17 protein-coding genes are annotated in these 16,183 nt (G+C 63.8%); 11 read left to right on the top strand and 6 right to left on the bottom strand.

Annotated elements, in window-relative coordinates; all coding sequences use genetic code 11:
- Positions 1-27: 27 nt before the first annotated feature.
- The gene (nadE, locus tag AB0362_RS00485; RefSeq protein ID WP_149405511.1) at positions 28-873 is read right to left on the bottom strand and encodes an ammonia-dependent NAD(+) synthetase; all 846 of its coding nucleotides are present in this window, start codon (positions 871-873) and stop codon (positions 28-30) included.
- A 54-nt stretch (positions 874-927) separates the two neighbouring features.
- Here nadE and AB0362_RS00490 point away from each other — a divergent pair, with 54 nt between their 5' ends.
- Complete coding sequence (locus AB0362_RS00490; protein WP_317532349.1) at positions 928-1,716, top strand: fructosamine kinase family protein; 789 nt, start codon at positions 928-930, stop codon at positions 1,714-1,716.
- A gap of 35 nt (positions 1,717-1,751) precedes the next feature.
- On the opposite strand, the gene AB0362_RS00495 is transcribed toward AB0362_RS00490, so the two are convergent.
- Positions 1,752-2,351 (bottom strand): TetR/AcrR family transcriptional regulator, encoded by a 600-nt coding sequence (locus tag AB0362_RS00495; protein ID WP_094688826.1) that lies wholly within the window; start codon positions 2,349-2,351, stop codon positions 1,752-1,754.
- Between the two features lie 104 nt (positions 2,352-2,455).
- Here AB0362_RS00495 and AB0362_RS00500 point away from each other — a divergent pair, with 104 nt between their 5' ends.
- The 7 genes from AB0362_RS00500 to nrdF all read left to right on the top strand — a co-directional run bounded on the left by AB0362_RS00500 (position 2,456) and on the right by nrdF (position 9,106).
- Entirely contained in the window at positions 2,456-3,022 is a 567-nt protein-coding gene (locus AB0362_RS00500; protein ID WP_317532350.1) for an NAD(P)H-dependent oxidoreductase, read from the top strand.
- Positions 3,023-3,063: 41 nt separating this feature from the next.
- Complete coding sequence (ykgO, locus tag AB0362_RS00505; RefSeq protein ID WP_037189801.1) at positions 3,064-3,186, top strand: type B 50S ribosomal protein L36; 123 nt, start codon at positions 3,064-3,066, stop codon at positions 3,184-3,186.
- Positions 3,187-3,596: 410 nt separating this feature from the next.
- Positions 3,597-3,830: a redoxin NrdH gene (locus AB0362_RS00510; protein ID WP_068045912.1), complete on the top strand. Its 234-nt coding sequence runs from the start codon at positions 3,597-3,599 to the stop codon at positions 3,828-3,830.
- A gap of 24 nt (positions 3,831-3,854) precedes the next feature.
- On the top strand, positions 3,855-4,316 hold the full coding sequence (nrdI, locus tag AB0362_RS00515) for a class Ib ribonucleoside-diphosphate reductase assembly flavoprotein NrdI (protein WP_149405515.1): 462 nt from the start codon (positions 3,855-3,857) through the stop codon (positions 4,314-4,316).
- 36 nt (positions 4,317-4,352) lie between these two features.
- On the top strand, positions 4,353-6,518 hold the full coding sequence (gene nrdE / locus AB0362_RS00520) for a class 1b ribonucleoside-diphosphate reductase subunit alpha (RefSeq protein ID WP_094670108.1): 2,166 nt from the start codon (positions 4,353-4,355) through the stop codon (positions 6,516-6,518).
- Between the two features lie 67 nt (positions 6,519-6,585).
- On the top strand, positions 6,586-7,980 hold the full coding sequence (locus AB0362_RS00525; protein WP_317532351.1) for a DUF2252 domain-containing protein: 1,395 nt from the start codon (positions 6,586-6,588) through the stop codon (positions 7,978-7,980).
- Between the two features lie 160 nt (positions 7,981-8,140).
- Positions 8,141-9,106, top strand: a complete 966-nt coding sequence (gene nrdF / locus AB0362_RS00530; RefSeq protein WP_008717549.1) for a class 1b ribonucleoside-diphosphate reductase subunit beta — start codon at positions 8,141-8,143, stop codon at positions 9,104-9,106.
- A gap of 23 nt (positions 9,107-9,129) precedes the next feature.
- Here the strand turns inward: nrdF and AB0362_RS00535 are convergent, their stop codons facing one another.
- The 4 genes from AB0362_RS00535 to AB0362_RS00550 form a co-directional block, all read right to left on the bottom strand.
- Positions 9,130-9,327: a hypothetical protein gene (locus AB0362_RS00535; RefSeq protein WP_037189794.1), complete on the bottom strand. Its 198-nt coding sequence runs from the start codon at positions 9,325-9,327 to the stop codon at positions 9,130-9,132.
- A 3-nt stretch (positions 9,328-9,330) separates the two neighbouring features.
- Positions 9,331-10,248, bottom strand: a complete 918-nt coding sequence (locus AB0362_RS00540) for an SPFH domain-containing protein (protein WP_188078574.1) — start codon at positions 10,246-10,248, stop codon at positions 9,331-9,333.
- A gap of 97 nt (positions 10,249-10,345) precedes the next feature.
- A complete protein-coding gene (locus AB0362_RS00545) occupies positions 10,346-10,819 on the bottom strand; it encodes an NUDIX domain-containing protein (protein ID WP_149405518.1) in 474 nt (157 codons plus the stop codon).
- Between the two features lie 4 nt (positions 10,820-10,823).
- On the bottom strand, positions 10,824-11,864 hold the full coding sequence (locus AB0362_RS00550; protein WP_317532479.1) for an iron-siderophore ABC transporter substrate-binding protein: 1,041 nt from the start codon (positions 11,862-11,864) through the stop codon (positions 10,824-10,826).
- 347 nt (positions 11,865-12,211) lie between these two features.
- On the opposite strand from AB0362_RS00550, the gene ctaD reads away from it, so the two are divergent.
- From ctaD to AB0362_RS00565, 3 genes are all read left to right on the top strand, one after another.
- Positions 12,212-14,002: a cytochrome c oxidase subunit I gene (ctaD, locus tag AB0362_RS00555; protein WP_068045815.1), complete on the top strand. Its 1,791-nt coding sequence runs from the start codon at positions 12,212-12,214 to the stop codon at positions 14,000-14,002.
- 146 nt (positions 14,003-14,148) lie between these two features.
- Entirely contained in the window at positions 14,149-15,375 is a 1,227-nt protein-coding gene (serB, locus tag AB0362_RS00560) for a phosphoserine phosphatase SerB (protein WP_068045812.1), read from the top strand.
- Positions 15,372-16,178, top strand: a complete 807-nt coding sequence (locus tag AB0362_RS00565) for a peptidyl-tRNA hydrolase (RefSeq protein WP_317532352.1) — start codon at positions 15,372-15,374, stop codon at positions 16,176-16,178. Before serB ends, AB0362_RS00565 begins: the two co-directional genes overlap by 4 nt.
- Positions 16,179-16,183: the final 5 nt, after the last annotated feature.

Below are 16,183 nucleotides of genomic sequence, written 5' to 3' on the forward strand. Positions count from 1 at the left end.
CCCGCCGCCGACCCGTGGCTGCCCGATTCAGCTGCTTCTCTTCCACCAATCGTCGAACGGCGTCACGGGCACCGTGCGCTTGTGACGGGTTGCGAGGAACATCTTCTCCAGCTTGTCGGCGACCTCGTCGGTGACGTCCTTGCCCTCCAGGTAGTCGTCGATCTGCTCGTACGTGACACCGAGCGCTTCCTCGTCGGGTAGCGCAGGTCGATCGTCTTCGAGATCTGCGGTGGGAACCTTGCGCCAAGTGCTCTCGGGTGCGCCCAGCTCGCGCAGCAGTGCCGCACCCTGGCGCTTGCTCAAGCCGGTCAGTGGGGTCAGATCGACGCCGCCGTCACCGAACTTGGTGAAGAAGCCGGTGATCGCCTCGGCGGCATGATCGGTGCCCACGACGACGTAGCCGAGTTCGCCTGCAAGGGCGTACTGCGCCACCATGCGCTGGCGAGCCTTGATGTTGCCGCGGACGAAGTCTCGGATTCCGGCACTACCGAGTGCTTCCGCCGTCGCGGCCGCTGCGGCGTCGGCGGCGTCCTTGATGTTCACCGTCACCGTGCGGTCGGGATCGATGAACTTCAGCGCGATCGAGGCGTCGTCCTCGTCGGCCTGCACGCCGTAGGGGAGGCGAACGGCGACGAACTCGGCCTCGTGTCCGTCTGCTCGGAGCTCCGTCGCAGCCTGTTGGGCGAGCTTGCCGGTGAGCGTGCTGTCCTGTCCGCCACTGATGCCGAGCACGAACCCCGAGGCAGGCGTCGACGCCAGGTAGTCCTTGAGGAAGTCGACTCGCCTGCGGACCTCCGTGATCGGGTCGATGGTCGACTGCACGGCCAGCTCGCGCATGATCCCCGTGCGCAATTCCGAGTTGATGTGTCCCATCACGTCATCCTAATGACGAATGCCGGGGCAGATCTCGCGCCGTGCGTAGTGTCGGTGGTCGTGAGTGCAACCTCCGATACCTTCGTCAAGCGAAACCCCCAGGCACACCCCGACTTCTACGCCGCCGAGGCCACCGGGCTCGGGTGGCTCGGCGAGGCCGGGGCCCCGGTCGTCGGGGTCGTCGGGCACGGCCGGGCGTACATCGAACTCGAGCGGCTGGTTGCGACCCGTCCCACGCCTGCCGGAGCCGAACGGTTCGGTCGCGCGCTCGCCGCGACACACTCGGCCGGAGCCGCCGGGTTCGGTGCGCCACCCGTGGATACCGACGGCGTCGCCTTCTCGGGTCAGCTGTTCATCGGATCCCGGCCCATGAGCAGTACGGTGCACCGATCCTGGGGAGCCTTCTACGCGGCCGAACGAGTGTTGCCGTTTCTCCGAATCGCGGTCGACGCCGGAACCGTGACGTCGGAGGAGGCGTCGATCGTCGAATCGGCGTGTGGACGCATCGCGGACGGCGACTTCGACGATGCAGAGCCGCCGAGTCGTATTCACGGCGATCTCTGGAACGGCAACGTGTTCTGGACCGACGCGGGAGTGGTGCTGATCGATCCGGCGGCGCACGGTGGGCACCGCGAAACCGATCTGGCGATGCTGGCGCTGTTCGGTTGCCCCCACCTCGACGTCGTCGTCGGCGGCTACGAGACGGTGCAGCCGTTGCGAGCAGGGTGGCGCGAACGCACAGCACTGCATCAGCTGCATCCACTCGCCGTTCACGCAGCCGGTCACGGCCGCTCGTACGGCACCGCGCTGCACGCGGCGGCCGCCGCCGTCGTCCGTCTTTGAACGCAGGAGCTACCGAGTGCGAGTTGCCCCGATGGCTATCGGACTCGAGTTGCCCTGCGTACCAGGTCTTCCCAACCGTCGGCAAGGCGATCCATCGGCATTCCCAGATCGCGGTACTGATGGAGGACCAGGGTGGCTTCGAGTGGTGTGAGCAGCCAGTACGCGAGCAATTCGAGATCCCCGTCCACCTCGGCGGCGCGGAGCAGCGACAGCACGTGGGTGAAGTTGACCATGTGCGCCGGGGCGGAATACCGCGCGTCGTCGGCGCTCTCCGCGGCGCGGAGCACTTCCCCTTGAACGTTGACGAATTCCAGTCGCGCTCGGCCGAAGGCGACGAGACGATCGATCGGGTCGGCTCCCGGGCCCAGCGGCGGATCGCCGAACATGAACGAGTGTTGCAGTTTCTTCTCGGTGTGGTCGAGCAACGCACGCATCAACCCGGCCCGGTTCCCGAAGCGACGGAACACGGTGCCCTTGCCCACTCCGGCCTTGGTGGCCACCGCGTCCATGGTGATGGCGTCGGCTCCGACGGCCGCCACCAGATCCGTTGCGGCATCGAGGAGAAGGCGACGGTTGCGTGCTGCGTCGCACCGTTCGGATTCCTCGCCCGCTATGGGCAGCATGGGGCCGGTCACAGACGAAGCCTACCTTGCCGGGAACATAAATGGACCACGGTCCGTTTGGATGGTAGGAATTGACACGACGATCACGTCATCCGAACTCGCGAAGGAATAACCTCATGTCAGACGCTCATGTACTCGTTCTCGTCGGAAGCTTGCGCGCCGAGTCGGTGAACAAGCGGATCGCCGAGACTGCTGTCATCGTGGCACCCGCCGGTGCCGAGGTAGTGGTCTACGACGGACTCGGAGATGTCCCCTTCTACAACGAGGACATCGACGTCGAGGGATCGGTGCCCGAGGGTGCACTCGCTCTGCGGGCCGCTGCCGAGAAGGCCACGGCGTTGTTGCTGGTCACGCCCGAATACAACGGCACCATTCCGGCCGTGCTGAAGAACGCCATCGACTGGCTTTCGCGCCCCTACGGTGCGGGTGCCATGGTGGGCAAGCCGGTCGTCGTCATCAGCGCTTCCCCCAGCGGCAACGGAGCGAAGTGGGCGCACGAGGACACCAGCAAGGCCGTCCGCATCGCCGGCGGAACGGTTCTCGAGGATGTTCGGCTCTCCATCGGTGGCACCGTCGACAAGTTCGGCTCGGCCCACCCGCGTGAGAACGCCGAGGTCTTCGGTGAGATCGGCCACGTCGTTGCCGAACTGGTGAAGGCCGCCGACGAACTCGTGAGTGCCTGACCCGTTCGGTTATGGGAATCATTTTCATGTAGGGTTGCGGCATGAAGGTGAGAAACTCGTTGAAATCGCTCAAGAACAAGCCCGGCGCACAGGTGGTTCGACGCCGTGGCACGGTGTTCGTGATCAACAAGAAGGAACCGCGGTTCAAGGCGCGCCAGCGCTGACCACTGCGTGATCGCCGAAGGGCCCTCGGAGAAGTTCGAGGGCCCTTCGGCGTGTCGTGGGGAGGGTCGGCGGTTCTCGGTACACGTCATGGCCCCGGCCCGGTCTCCCTGTGACGAACAACATGCAAGCAATGTGACGTGCGACACGCCGATATCGGCCGATTCTCGCGGCTCGACAACGCCGTGACCAGCGAATACCAAGCATGTTGTTCGCAACATCTCGTGTTCTAGGCAGATGTCGAACACTAGGTGTAGTGTTTGACCAACCGAGAGACCACAACTCGAAGAGCCTGCACACATGGGTTCGAGCAGGTCGAAGTCGCCCTGAGCGGGAGATGTTCTCGGTGCCACACGCAGAGCACATCGGTCGCGTCGGTTCACCCGATGGCGACAACGGAAAGAGGGACACCATGAGCATCACCGTTTACACCAAGCCCGCCTGCGTTCAGTGCAATGCCACCTACCGCGCCCTCGACAAGGCCGGTATCGAGTACTCCGTCATCGACATCTCGCAGGACCCCGAAGCGCGCGACTACGTCATGGCTCTCGGCTACCTGCAGGCTCCGGTCGTCGTTGCCGGTGACGATCACTGGTCCGGCTTCCGTCCGGACCGCATCAAGAGCCTTGCAGCGAACGCTGCTTGAACAGAACGAGGAAGTGAGTGAGCGGTGAGTTTCCAACCGCAGTCCACCCACTCACTGGTCTATTTCTCCAGCGCGTCCGAGAACACTCACCGCTTCGTCTCGAAGCTGGACATTCCCGCGACACGCATTCCACTTCGTGATCCGGACGGCACCTTTCGTGTCGACACTCCCTACGTCCTCATCGTGCCGACGTACGGGGGAGGGGTCACGTACTCCGGGCGCGACACCAACTACGTCCCCAAGCGTGTGATCAAGTTTCTCAACGACAAGCACAATCGGTCGTTGATCCGAGCTGTCATCGCTGCCGGAAACACGAACTTCGGTGACTCGTTCTGCTTCGCGGGAGATGTCATATCGCAGAAGTGTGCAGTTCCGTATCTCTACCGATTCGAATTGATGGGCACCCCCGAGGATGTAGTGCGGGTCCGCGAGGGGCTGGAGGACTTCTGGGAACGTGAAGTCCGACGCGCCGCCCACACGCACTAGAGCACCACCCACCACATACCCAGTAGGAGCATCGCCGTGGCACCGACCATCACCGACGCAGGACCCGTACCCAGCACCGTCCGCGGCGACGGCGACATGGACTACCACGCGCTCAACGCGATGCTCAATCTGTACGGCCCCAACGGTGAGATCCAGTTCGAGAAGGATCGCGAGGCTGCCAATCAGTACTTCCTGCAGCACGTCAATCAGAACACCGTGTTCTTCCACGATCTGGACGAGAAGCTGGACTACCTCGTCGAGGAGAACTACTACGAGCCCGAGGTTCTGGACCAGTACTCTCGCGAGTTCGTGAAGTTCCTGATCAACCACGCGTACTCGAAGAAGTTCCGGTTCCCCACGTTCCTCGGGGCGTTCAAGTACTACACCTCGTACACGCTCAAGACGTTCGACGGCAAGCGTTACCTCGAGCGGTTCGAGGACCGGGTGTGCATGGTGGCGCTGACGCTGGCCGCAGGCGACGAGGCCCTGGCCACCGATCTGGTCGACGAGATCATCGCAGGCCGCTTCCAGCCCGCGACGCCCACCTTCCTCAACTCCGGCAAGAAGCAGCGCGGCGAGCCCGTATCGTGCTTCCTGCTGCGTATCGAGGACAACATGGAGTCCATCGGTCGCTCCATCAACTCGGCCCTGCAGCTGTCCAAGCGTGGTGGCGGAGTTGCGTTGCTGCTGAGCAACATTCGCGAGGCCGGCGCGCCCATCAAGCGCATCGAGAATCAGTCCTCGGGTGTCATCCCGATCATGAAGCTGCTAGAGGATTCGTTCTCCTATGCCAACCAGCTGGGTGCGCGTCAGGGCGCGGGCGCGGTCTACCTGCATGCTCACCACCCCGACGTCTACAAGTTTCTCGACACCAAGCGTGAGAACGCGGACGAGAAGATCAGGATCAAGACGCTCTCGCTCGGAATCGTCATCCCGGACATCACGTTCGAGCTGGCCAAGAAGAACGAGGACATGTACCTGTTCTCGCCGTACGACGTCGAGCGCATCTACGGAGTCCCGTTCGCAGACATCGACGTCTCCGAGAAGTACTACGAGATGGTCGACGACAAGCGGATCCGCAAGACAAAGATCAAGTCGCGCGAGTTCTTTCAGACTCTCGCCGAGTTGCAGTTCGAGTCCGGCTACCCGTACATCATGTACGAGGACACCGTCAATCGCGCGAACCCGGTGAAGGGCAAGATCACTCACTCCAACCTGTGCTCGGAGATCCTTCAGGTCTCCACGCCGTCCACGTTCAACGACGACCTTTCGTACAGTCATGTCGGCAAGGACATCTCGTGCAACCTCGGTTCGCTGAACATCGCCAAGACGATGGACTCGCCCGATTTCGGCAAGACCATCGCCGTGGCCATTCGCGGACTCACCGCAGTGTCCGATCAGACGCACATCTTCTCCGTGCCGTCGATCGAGCAGGGCAACAACGATTCTCACGCAATCGGCCTCGGGCAGATGAATCTGCACGGCTACCTCGCCCGGGAGCGCATTCACTACGGCTCGACCGAGGGCATCGACTTCACCAACATCTACTTCTACACGGTGCTGTTCCACGCTCTCCAGGCATCGAATCAGCTGGCCAAGGCTCGTGGGCAGTACTTCAAGGGGTTCCCGGACTCCAAGTACGCGTCGGGTGAATTCTTCGACAAGTACACCGATCAGGTCTGGGAGCCGGCCACACCCAAGGTTGCGAAGTTGTTCGCCGATGCGGGCGTATCCGTTCCCACTCAGGCGGATTGGACGACGTTGAAGGCGTCGGTGCAGGAGCACGGGATCTACAATCAGAACCTGCAGGCCGTCCCGCCGACCGGTTCCATCTCGTACATCAACAACTCCACCTCGTCGATTCACCCGGTGGCGTCGAAGATCGAGATTCGCAAGGAAGGCAAGATCGGCCGCGTCTACTACCCGGCACCGTATCTCGACAACGACAACCTGGATTTCTACCAGGACGCGTACGAGATCGGGTACGAGAAGATCATCGACACCTACGCTGCTGCAACGCAACACGTCGATCAGGGCCTGTCTCTGACGCTGTTCTTCAAGGACACGGCCACCACTCGTGACATCAACCGCGCGCAGATCTACGCATGGCGTAAGGGCATCAAGACGCTCTACTACATCCGCCTGCGCCAGTTGGCCCTCGAAGGCACCGAAGTGGAGGGTTGCGTGTCCTGCATGCTGTAGTCGACTCGGTCGGTCGGCCTGTGGCGAATACCGCGATATCGCGGTGCGCCGCGGAGCATAATCAGGCATGGACACCGAAGCGGGCGACGAGGTCGAATCCGATATCGATGTGACAATTGCTCGGAAGGACGCACGTCCTTCCGAGCAATTGTCGCGTGGTCGACACGCCCGACGGCGCGTACCCCGCAGCGGGTTGGGCGAGTGGGATCCAGCCTCACGTGGCCATGATGCGCTCGAAACGGTGCTGGCGCAGAACACCATTCGGGTGCCGGAGCTATTACCGATCCGCTACGCCCGTATGTCCGCGTCGCCGTGGACCTACTTCCGTGGGGCCGCGGCCGTGATGGCGGCCGATCTCGCGTCGACTCCGCACACCGGCATCGAGGTCCAGTTGTGTGGCGATGCCCACGTGTTGAACTTCGGATTGTGGGCCACCCCCGAACGGAACCTGTACTTCGATCTCCGCGACTTCGACGAGACGCTGCCGGGCCCGTTCGAGTGGGATCTCGAGAGGCTGGCGACGTCTCTGGTGGTTCTCGGTCGCGAGAACGGGGTCGATGCGCGGCGCTCCGATCGGGCGGTCGCAGCGATGACAGCGGCGTACTGCAGAAAGATGAGGGCGTACGCGAAGACCCCGGAGATCGACATCTGGTACGACCGCATCGACGTCGCGGGATTGCTCGGTCACTTCTCGTCGGGCATCGCCCGCCACGCCGAGAAACTGATCGAAACGAAAGCCGAGCGTCGTACCAGCCGTGGGGCGTCCCGCAAGTTCACCGAGACGAGGGACGGGCGTAGACGAATTCGCGAGGACGCGCCTTTTCGCACCCACGTGGGTGATTCCCAGATCGAGCTCGTGCAGGCGGTCATCGCCGGTTACAGCGAGTCGGTCGACGACCATATCTGGAGTCTGCTGTCCAGGTTCCGAGTTCTCGACGTGGTTCGGCAGGTGGTCGGCGTCGGGAGCGTAGGGATGCGGGTGTATCTGGCGCTGCTGGAAGAACGGCGGACGGGCGACCCGTTCTTCCTGCAGATCAAGCAGGCGGGGCCGTCGGTGTTCGAGCGGTTTCTCGAACCGAGCAGGTACGACAATCACGGTGCGCGCGTGGTCAGCGGACAGCGAATGCTGCAGAGTGCCACCGATATGTTCGTGGGATGGACTGCAGTGGGGGACATGAACTTCTACGTTCGGCAGTTTCGTGACATGAAGGTCATTCCCGACGGCGAGATCATCGGGCCGTACCTCACCGAATTCGCAACCGCATGCGGTGAGGTGCTTGCACGAGCGCACGCCCGAAGTGGTGACGCGGAGGCGATCGCCGACTACCTCGGACGAGGAGACAAGGTCGGTCGGGCGATGGTGGCTTTCGCCCACGCCTACGCCGATCAGAACGAGCGCGATCATGCGCAGTTGGTCGAGGCCATCGAAGCCGGAACCGTCCCGTGCTCGGTGGGGTGGTGACAGACCGAAGCAGGCGTAGGGGTCGTCGCTGCGGGCGACACTCGCGGCACACTTTGTAGTGCCTACCGGACTTGTCGGACACAACGGGTAGTGTTCGTGTCAGCGACTTTTCACGCAGTTCCGTCCCAGTTCTCGCTCATCGACCTGTAGGTAGGCACCCATGGTAAAGCTCATCGATCGCGTCTCCGCGATCAACTGGAATCGGGTCCAGGACGACAAGGACTCCGAAGTGTGGGAGCGCCTCACCAGTAATTTCTGGCTGCCGGAGAAGGTGCCGGTGTCAAACGACATTCCGTCGTGGGCAACGCTGACCGCCGTCGAGAAGCAGTTGACGATGCGTGTGTTCACCGGATTGACACTGCTCGACACCATTCAGGGCACCGTCGGCGCTGTCAGCCTCATTCCGGATGCCATCACTCCCCACGAGGAGGCGGTGTACACCAACATCGCGTTCATGGAGTCGGTGCACGCCAAGAGCTACAGTTCCATCTTCTCCACCCTCAGCTCCACCCGCGACATCGACGACGCATTCCGCTGGTCCGAGGAGAATGTCAACCTCCAGCGCAAGGCCGAGATCGTCCTGAACTTCTACCACGGTGACGATCCGCTCAAGCGCAAGGTCGCGTCGACGCTGCTCGAATCGTTCCTGTTCTACTCCGGCTTCTACCTGCCGATGTACTGGTCCTCACGGGCCAAGCTCACCAACACCGCTGACCTGATCCGTCTGATCATCCGCGACGAGGCCGTGCACGGGTACTACATCGGGTACAAGTACCAGAAGGGTCTCGAGAAGGTCAGCGAGGCGCAGCGCGAGGAACTCAAGAACTACACCTTCGAGTTGCTGTTCGAGTTGTACGACAACGAGGTCGAGTACACCCAGGACCTCTACGACGAGATCGGCCTGACCGAGGACGTCAAGAAGTTCCTGCGCTACAACGCCAACAAAGCACTGAACAATCTCGGCTACGAGGGCCTGTTCCCCAAGGACGAGACGGACGTCAACCCGGCGATCCTGTCGGCGCTCTCACCCAACGCCGACGAGAACCATGACTTCTTCTCCGGTTCGGGTTCCTCGTACGTCATCGGCAAGGCCGTCAACACCGAAGACGAGGACTGGGACTTCTGAGCCCGTTCGCCACGCCGGGACGCTCACGAATTCGGTGGGCGTCCCGGCGGGCGAATGTCCTCGGCGTCCTTGGGCATTCGGCCCTTCTCGCTCAGAGCGCGGCGCAATAGGAACTCGATCTGAGCATTGGTGCTCCGCAACTCGTCGGAGGCCCAACGGGCGAGAGCGTCGTGCACCGCTGGGTCCAACCGCAGCAGAATCTTCTTACGCTCGACGGCCATGGCTCACTGGTACAGCGATCCGGTGTTGACGACCGGTTGCGTGTCTCGGTCGCTGCACAGGACCACGAGCAAATTCGACACCATCGTGGCCTTGCGCTCCTCGTCGAGCTCGACGACGTGCTTTTCCTCCAGCTTCCCGAGCGCCATCTCCACCATTCCGACGGCACCTTCGACGATCTGCTGACGGGCGGCGATGACCGCGCCTGCCTGCTGCCGCCGCAACATTGCCTGAGCGATCTCCGGGGAGTAGGCCAACCGGTTGATTCGGGTTTCGATCACCTCGACACCGGCCGAACGTACCCGTGCGTGCACCTCCTCCGACATGGCGGCAGTGATCTCGTCGGCGTTCTCCCGCAACGACATTCGCCCTTCGGCGTCGTACGGGTAGCTGCCGGCGATGTGCCGGACGGCGGACTCGGTCTGGACGGCGACGAACTCCTCGTAGTCATCGACCTGGAACGACGCCAGTGCAGTATCGGCGACCTGCCAGACGACGATGGCGGAGATTTCGATCGGGTTGCCGTCGGCGTCGTTGACCTTGGATTGTCCGGTTTCGTGGTTGCGGATTCGGGTCGAGATGGCCCTGCGATACGTCAACGGATTTGTCCAGCGCAGCCCCGGCGTCCGCAGGGTGCCGCTGTACGAACTCCCGAGGAGCTGAAGAACGCGAGCCTGATTCGGTTGCACCAGCGTCAGGCCCATGAGTGCCGGAAGTGAGAGGACGAACAGTACGACCCCGGTCACGATCAGTCCGACGACGGAGAAGACCAGTCCGACCGTGAACGCAACGATTCCGCCGAGAAGCAGCGCGAGGCCGATGCCGAGCATCGACCAGCCGGGTAGATCCCATCCCGGGCGCTCGGCGATGGTGGTGGTCGGAGTACCCGTCGGCTTCTCGGCGACGGTTGCAGGTGCGGACATGAGAACCTCCCTCTCGATGGTGATATTAAAGTGATATCACATTACGAATCGAAAGGGGGAAGGTTCGGTCGAACTGTGTCCTCGGTGCGGTCGGGAGTCAGCGCCGGAACCACGCCGACGGTTCGTCGGCGATGGCCTTCTCGATTCGCAATCGCGAAGTGGCCGTGAGGTTTTCGGGGAGCGCGTCGAGTGCGAACCAGGCAACGTCGAGATTCTCGTCGTCGGCCACATGCGGGATGCCGCCGGTGTATCGAGCGAGGAACGTGATGTCCAGATACTGCGCGACGTCGCCGTTGGGGTAGGTGATCGGCTCCGTCACGTCGACGCTCGTCAAGCGCTCGATCGAGGCGTCCACCCCGGTTTCCTCGCCGATCTCACGCAGCGCTGCCGGGGCGGGTTCCTCGCCCGGTTCGAGAATTCCCGAGACCACGGCCCAGGTGTTGTTGTCCGCTCGCAGAGTCAGCAGCACGCGCCGGTCGTCGTCGAGAACGACTGCGCTGACACCGGACAACCACAACGGCGACGTTCCGACGACACTGCGCAGAGCGCGGACGAATTCGGGAATCGGCATCGCGTCAGGAGACGTAGGCGTTCAGGGAGGCGGACAGGTCGTCCAGAACGGCCCGTGCCGCGACGACGCCGCTGCCCGACCACACCGTGTCGTCGACGGCGAAGACCCGACCGTCGGTGACAGAACCGAGAGCGTGCCACGCATCGGAGTCCATCACCTCGCGCCCGAAGCTCTCGCCGTCGGGGCCCGCGAATCGCACGTAGACGATGTCTCCCTCGACCGGCGTGAGGTTGTCCGACTCGACCGAGAACGTGGCGTCGCGCTGGCTCTGGGGCCGGCCGACTCCGACCTCGTCGAGTATCTGGCCCGCGAACGAGTTCGGTCCGTCCACCTCGATGGAATCCGCAGCGAATCGGACGACGGACGCCTGAGTCTGGGTGGCGTCGATCTCACGACCGACTCGTTCGGCGTCGGCGGAGAACGATGCGAGTGCCTCGAATGCCGCTTGGCCGCGACCGAGCGCCGCCGCGGACTGCAGAAAGGTGTCTTTCCAACCCTGCCCCGTTGCGGTGAAGACGGTCGGGGCGATGGCTGTCAGCTCGTCGTACATAGTCGATCCGAGCGACTCGGCACCGAGGATCAGATCGGGGTCGAGGGCGGCGATGGCATCGATGTCGGGTGAACCCACCGGCCCGACGGACGGAACGGACGCCAATCCGGTGCCCAGGTACAGCGGTTGGTCTCCGTCGCCCCGGAAATCGGGGTCGATCGTGGCCGCCCCGACGACGCGCTCCCAGATGCCGACCGCGCAGCTCGCGTCCAGGCCTGCGGCATCGAGCACGACGATGCGCTGGGGGTCGGCCGGAAGGACGCTGATGCCCTCGGCATGTCCGACGGGTCTGGTGTCACCCTCGATGCCGGTCGGATCGAGTGGTGCGAGGGCGGGGCACAGACCCGCGGTGTCCCGGTTGTTGCCGACCACTCCGGCACCGGCGATGTTCGTGGTGGTGCGAACGATGGTGGATGCGTCGTCCTGCGACTCGGAGTCGGAACAACCGACCAGCGCCAAGGCGGCGGCGAGGCACACGGAGGCGACGGCACCGATCCTGCGCGGCGCACACGAACGGGGGACTCGTGGATGGAGTGGCAACGCGGGACTTCCTTCGACGGGTCGGGTGGTCTCACACAGTATCGGAAGGCGGCCGTCGCAGAACACCCGAACGGGCACCGCGGAGCGTGCGGAATCGGCAACTCCCGCGGCGTCCCCGACTGCGCCGGAAAGGCCGACAGCGCAGGCAGATCGCGCGATCCGGGCACGGCCGATCGGGCCCAATACGACACACGGTAGGACCGGTTCGGCAAGCGTCGGTCCGAAGGTCTACGATTCGAGGAGCGCACGACTAGATGACGTCGCCTCGTGGTTCGAGGTCCGACGCGCAATCAGGAGGATCTGTGACTGCCCTAGCGCCTAGGCCCGCACCTGCGGTGGATGCTGCTCGGCCGTTCCCGCCGCGGACGGGACCGAAGGGGTCGTTCCTGCACAAAGCGGTGACGACAACCGATCCCAAGGTGTTGGGAATCATGTACATCGCGACATCGTTCGCGTTCTTCCTGGTCGGTGGACTCATGGCGCTGCTGATGCGCGCCGAGTTGGCCATACCGGGAATGCAGTTCCTGTCCAACGAGCAGTACAACCAGCTGTTCACCATGCACGGCACCATCATGCTGCTGCTGTACGCGACGCCGATCGTGTTCGGATTCGCCAACTACATCCTGCCGCTGCAGATCGGTGCCCCCGATGTCGCGTTCCCACGGTTGAACGCGTTCTCGTACTGGCTCTACCTGTTCGGTGCCCTGATCACCACGGCCGGGTTCATCACTCCCGGTGGCGCAGCGGACTTCGGTTGGACCGCGTACACCCCACTGACGTCGGCTCTGCACTCGCCGGGCGTCGGCGCGGACCTGTGGATCATGGGCCTGGCCGTTGCCGGTCTCGGCACCATCCTCGGTGGCGTCAACATGATCACCACGGTGATCTGCCTGCGCGCCCCCGGTATGACGATGTTCCGCATGCCGATCTTCACCTGGAACATCCTGGTGACGTCGATCCTGATTCTGCTGGCCTTCCCGCTGCTGACGGCGGCGCTGCTCGGCCTGGCGGCCGACCGTCACCTGGGCGCGCACCTGTTCGATCCGGCCACCGGTGGCGTGTTGCTGTGGCAGCACCTGTTCTGGTTCTTCGGCCACCCCGAGGTGTACATCATCGCGCTGCCGTTCTTCGGAATCGTCTCCGAGGTGTTCCCCGTCTTCTCGCGTAAGCCGATCTTCGGCTACTCGGGTCTGATCTACGCGACGATCGCGATCGCCGCTCTCTCCATCGCCGTGTGGGCGCACCACATGTACGCCACCGGCGCTGTGCTGCTGCCGTTCTTCTCCTTCATGACGTTCCTCATCGCTGTGCCCACCGGTGTGAAGATCTTCAACTGGGTCGGCACGATGTGGCGAGGCCAGGTGACACTGGAAACGCCGATGCTGTTCTCGATCGGGTTCCTGATCACCTTCGTCTTCGGTGGTCTGACCGGTGTTCTGCTGGCATCGCCGCCCATCGACTTCCAGGTCACCGACACGTACTTCGTGGTCGCCCACTTCCACTACGTGGTGTTCGGCACCGTGGTGTTCGCGACGTACGCCGGCATCTACTTCTGGTTCCCGAAGATGACGGGCCGGATGATGGACGAGGCTCTGGGCAAGTGGCATTTCTGGCTGACGTTCTTCGGATTCCACGCCACGTTCCTGGTGCAGCACTGGCTCGGAAACGAGGGCATGCCGCGTCGGTACGCCGATTACCTTCCCTCGGACGGGTTCACCGAGTTGAACGTCATCTCCACGGTCGGTGCTTTCATCCTCGGTGCCTCGACACTGCCGTTCGTGTGGAACGTGTTCAAGTCCTACCGATACGGCGAGGTCGTCACAGTCGACGATCCGTGGGGCTACGGCAACTCGTTGGAATGGGCCACCTCGTGCCCGCCGCCGCGACACAACTTCACCGAACTGCCTCGGATCCGTTCCGAGCGTCCGGCGTTCGAGTTGCACTACCCGCACATGGTCGAGCGGATGCGCGCGGAAGCGCACGTCGGGCCGGGAGCGCACGGCGGTAAGACCACCGCAGTGCTCGAACAGGCCCGCCGGGCCCCGATCGCCACCAGCGATCACGAAGGGTCAGGAGACCCGGACCCCAAGTAGTCCACAGCGCAGCGAGAGCCCCTCCCGGCTACCGGGTGGGGCTCTTCGCTTGCGACAATCTCGTGGCGTGTTCGGGCTCGCTCGTCCACGACAGGTGACACGAAGACCTATCCGGCCGCTGGGGCCGTGCACGAAAGGGAGATTCGGTGACTTCGAGTGACACCGCAGTGCTGGTGACGGTGACGGGACCCGACAAGCCGGGCGTCACATCGGTGCTGTTCGCAGCACTGTCACGGCACAACGTCAGTCTGCTCGACGTCGAGCAGGTGGTCATCCGCGGCAGATTGACACTGGGCGTTCTCCTGTCCTGCCCGCGCGATCCCGAGGCGCTCCAGGAGGAGCTCGAGGACGCGATGGCGACGGTCGGTGTTCACGTCGATGTCGAGATCGACACCGCGCGGGGCGGTGGTCAGAGCTTGGCCACCCACGTCGTCGTCGTTCTGGGACGACCCGTGACAGCGCGCGCTTTCAGCACCATCTCCCGTGAACTCGCCCGCCAGGGCGCGAACATCGATTCCATACGCGGAATTGCCGACTATCCCGTCACCGGCCTCGAACTGCAGGTGACCGCGACCGACACGTCGCCGGATGCCGACCTGCAGTTGCGCACGGGGCTCGCGGCCATCGCCGCCGGAATCGGCGTCGACATCGCGGTGCAGCGCGGCGGAATCGCACGGCGATCCAAGCGACTGATCGTGTTCGACGTCGACTCCACGCTCGTCCAGGGTGAGGTCATCGAAATGTTGGCTGCCCGCGCGGGACGCGAGGACGAGGTACGTGCGGTCACCGAAGCTGCCATGCGCGGTGAGATCGACTTCGCGGAGTCGCTCGAACAGCGGGTCGCCGTGTTGGCGGGACTCGACGAATCCGTCATCGACGAAGTGGGCGAAAGCCTGGAACTGACCGCGGGGGCCAGAACCACCATCCGCACCCTGCGGCGTCTCGGCTTCGCCTGCGGCGTCGTGTCCGGGGGATTCCGACAGGTCATCGAGGGCCTCGCTCACGAACTCGAACTCGATTACGTCAAGGCGAACACCCTCGAGATCGTCGACGGCAAGCTCACCGGACGAGTCATCGGAGAAGTGGTCGATCGTGCTGCGAAAGCGACCGCACTGCGTGAATTCGCGGCGCAGTCGGGAGTGCCGATGGAGCAGACCGTCGCCGTGGGCGACGGAGCCAACGACATCGACATGCTCACCGCAGCAGGCCTCGGGGTTGCCTTCAACGCCAAGCCTGCGTTGCGAGAGATCGCCGACACCGCTATCTCCCATCCGTACCTCGATGCGGTCCTGTTCATCCTCGGCGTCACCCGCAACGAGATCGAAGCCGCGGACGCAGTGGACGGGGGAGTCCGCCGCGTCCCGATCCCGTGACCGGCGATCCCGTGACCGGCGATCCCACTCCCGGCGACACATCGGATGACGTGGTGGCCGAGACTGTGGTCGAGGAATTCTCACCGGAGAACACGTTCGTCTCGCGCCACGCCGAGCTCGCTCGTGGGTACGGCGGAGCGGAGGACCCGGCAGATCCGTCACAGGTTCTGGCCATGCCGTTGGTGCTGCACATCCCCAAAATCGATCCGCCTCTCCGTAGTGAGTTGCTCGAGGCGGCTGCGCGAGCAACCGTTGCGCTGTGCCTGGACCCACGAGTGGGCGTGGGCGCGTCGTGGAACGAGGCCTTCACCGAGTGGACGTCGGCACGCATCCGAAAAGTTGCCCGACGTGCACGCGGTGCGCAGTGGCGTGCGGCGCAGGATGTTCCGGGTGTGACGGTCGACGTCGGGGGAGCGTCGGCACGCGCATTCGTGCCCGGTCGGGTCGGAGAGCTGGATCCGCGGATCAAGCGGCTGCAGATCGGTGGGACCGACGTGCCGGCCGAAGACGAACCGTCGGTCTCGCCCGGCCCGGTGCTGTGGATCGACGCCTCCCTGTCGATGACGGTCGGCAAGGCAGCGGCTCAGGTGGGGCACGCGTCGATGCTGCTGGCGGGTGCGATGAGCACTGCACAGTGCCGTGAGTGGGCTACGGCGGGCTTCGAATGTTCGGTCAGATCCGCGAATCCGGAACAATGGACGCGCGCGCTGGGCGAGGTTCACGCTGGACGTGCCGTCGCGGTGCGGGATGCAGGTTTCACCGAAGTGGCACCGGGTTCGACGACCGTGATTGCCGTTCCCTAGATCTG

The sequence above is a fragment of the Rhodococcus sp. NPDC079359 genome (genome assembly GCF_040702585.1).
Classification (GTDB): domain Bacteria; phylum Actinomycetota; class Actinomycetes; order Mycobacteriales; family Mycobacteriaceae; genus Rhodococcoides.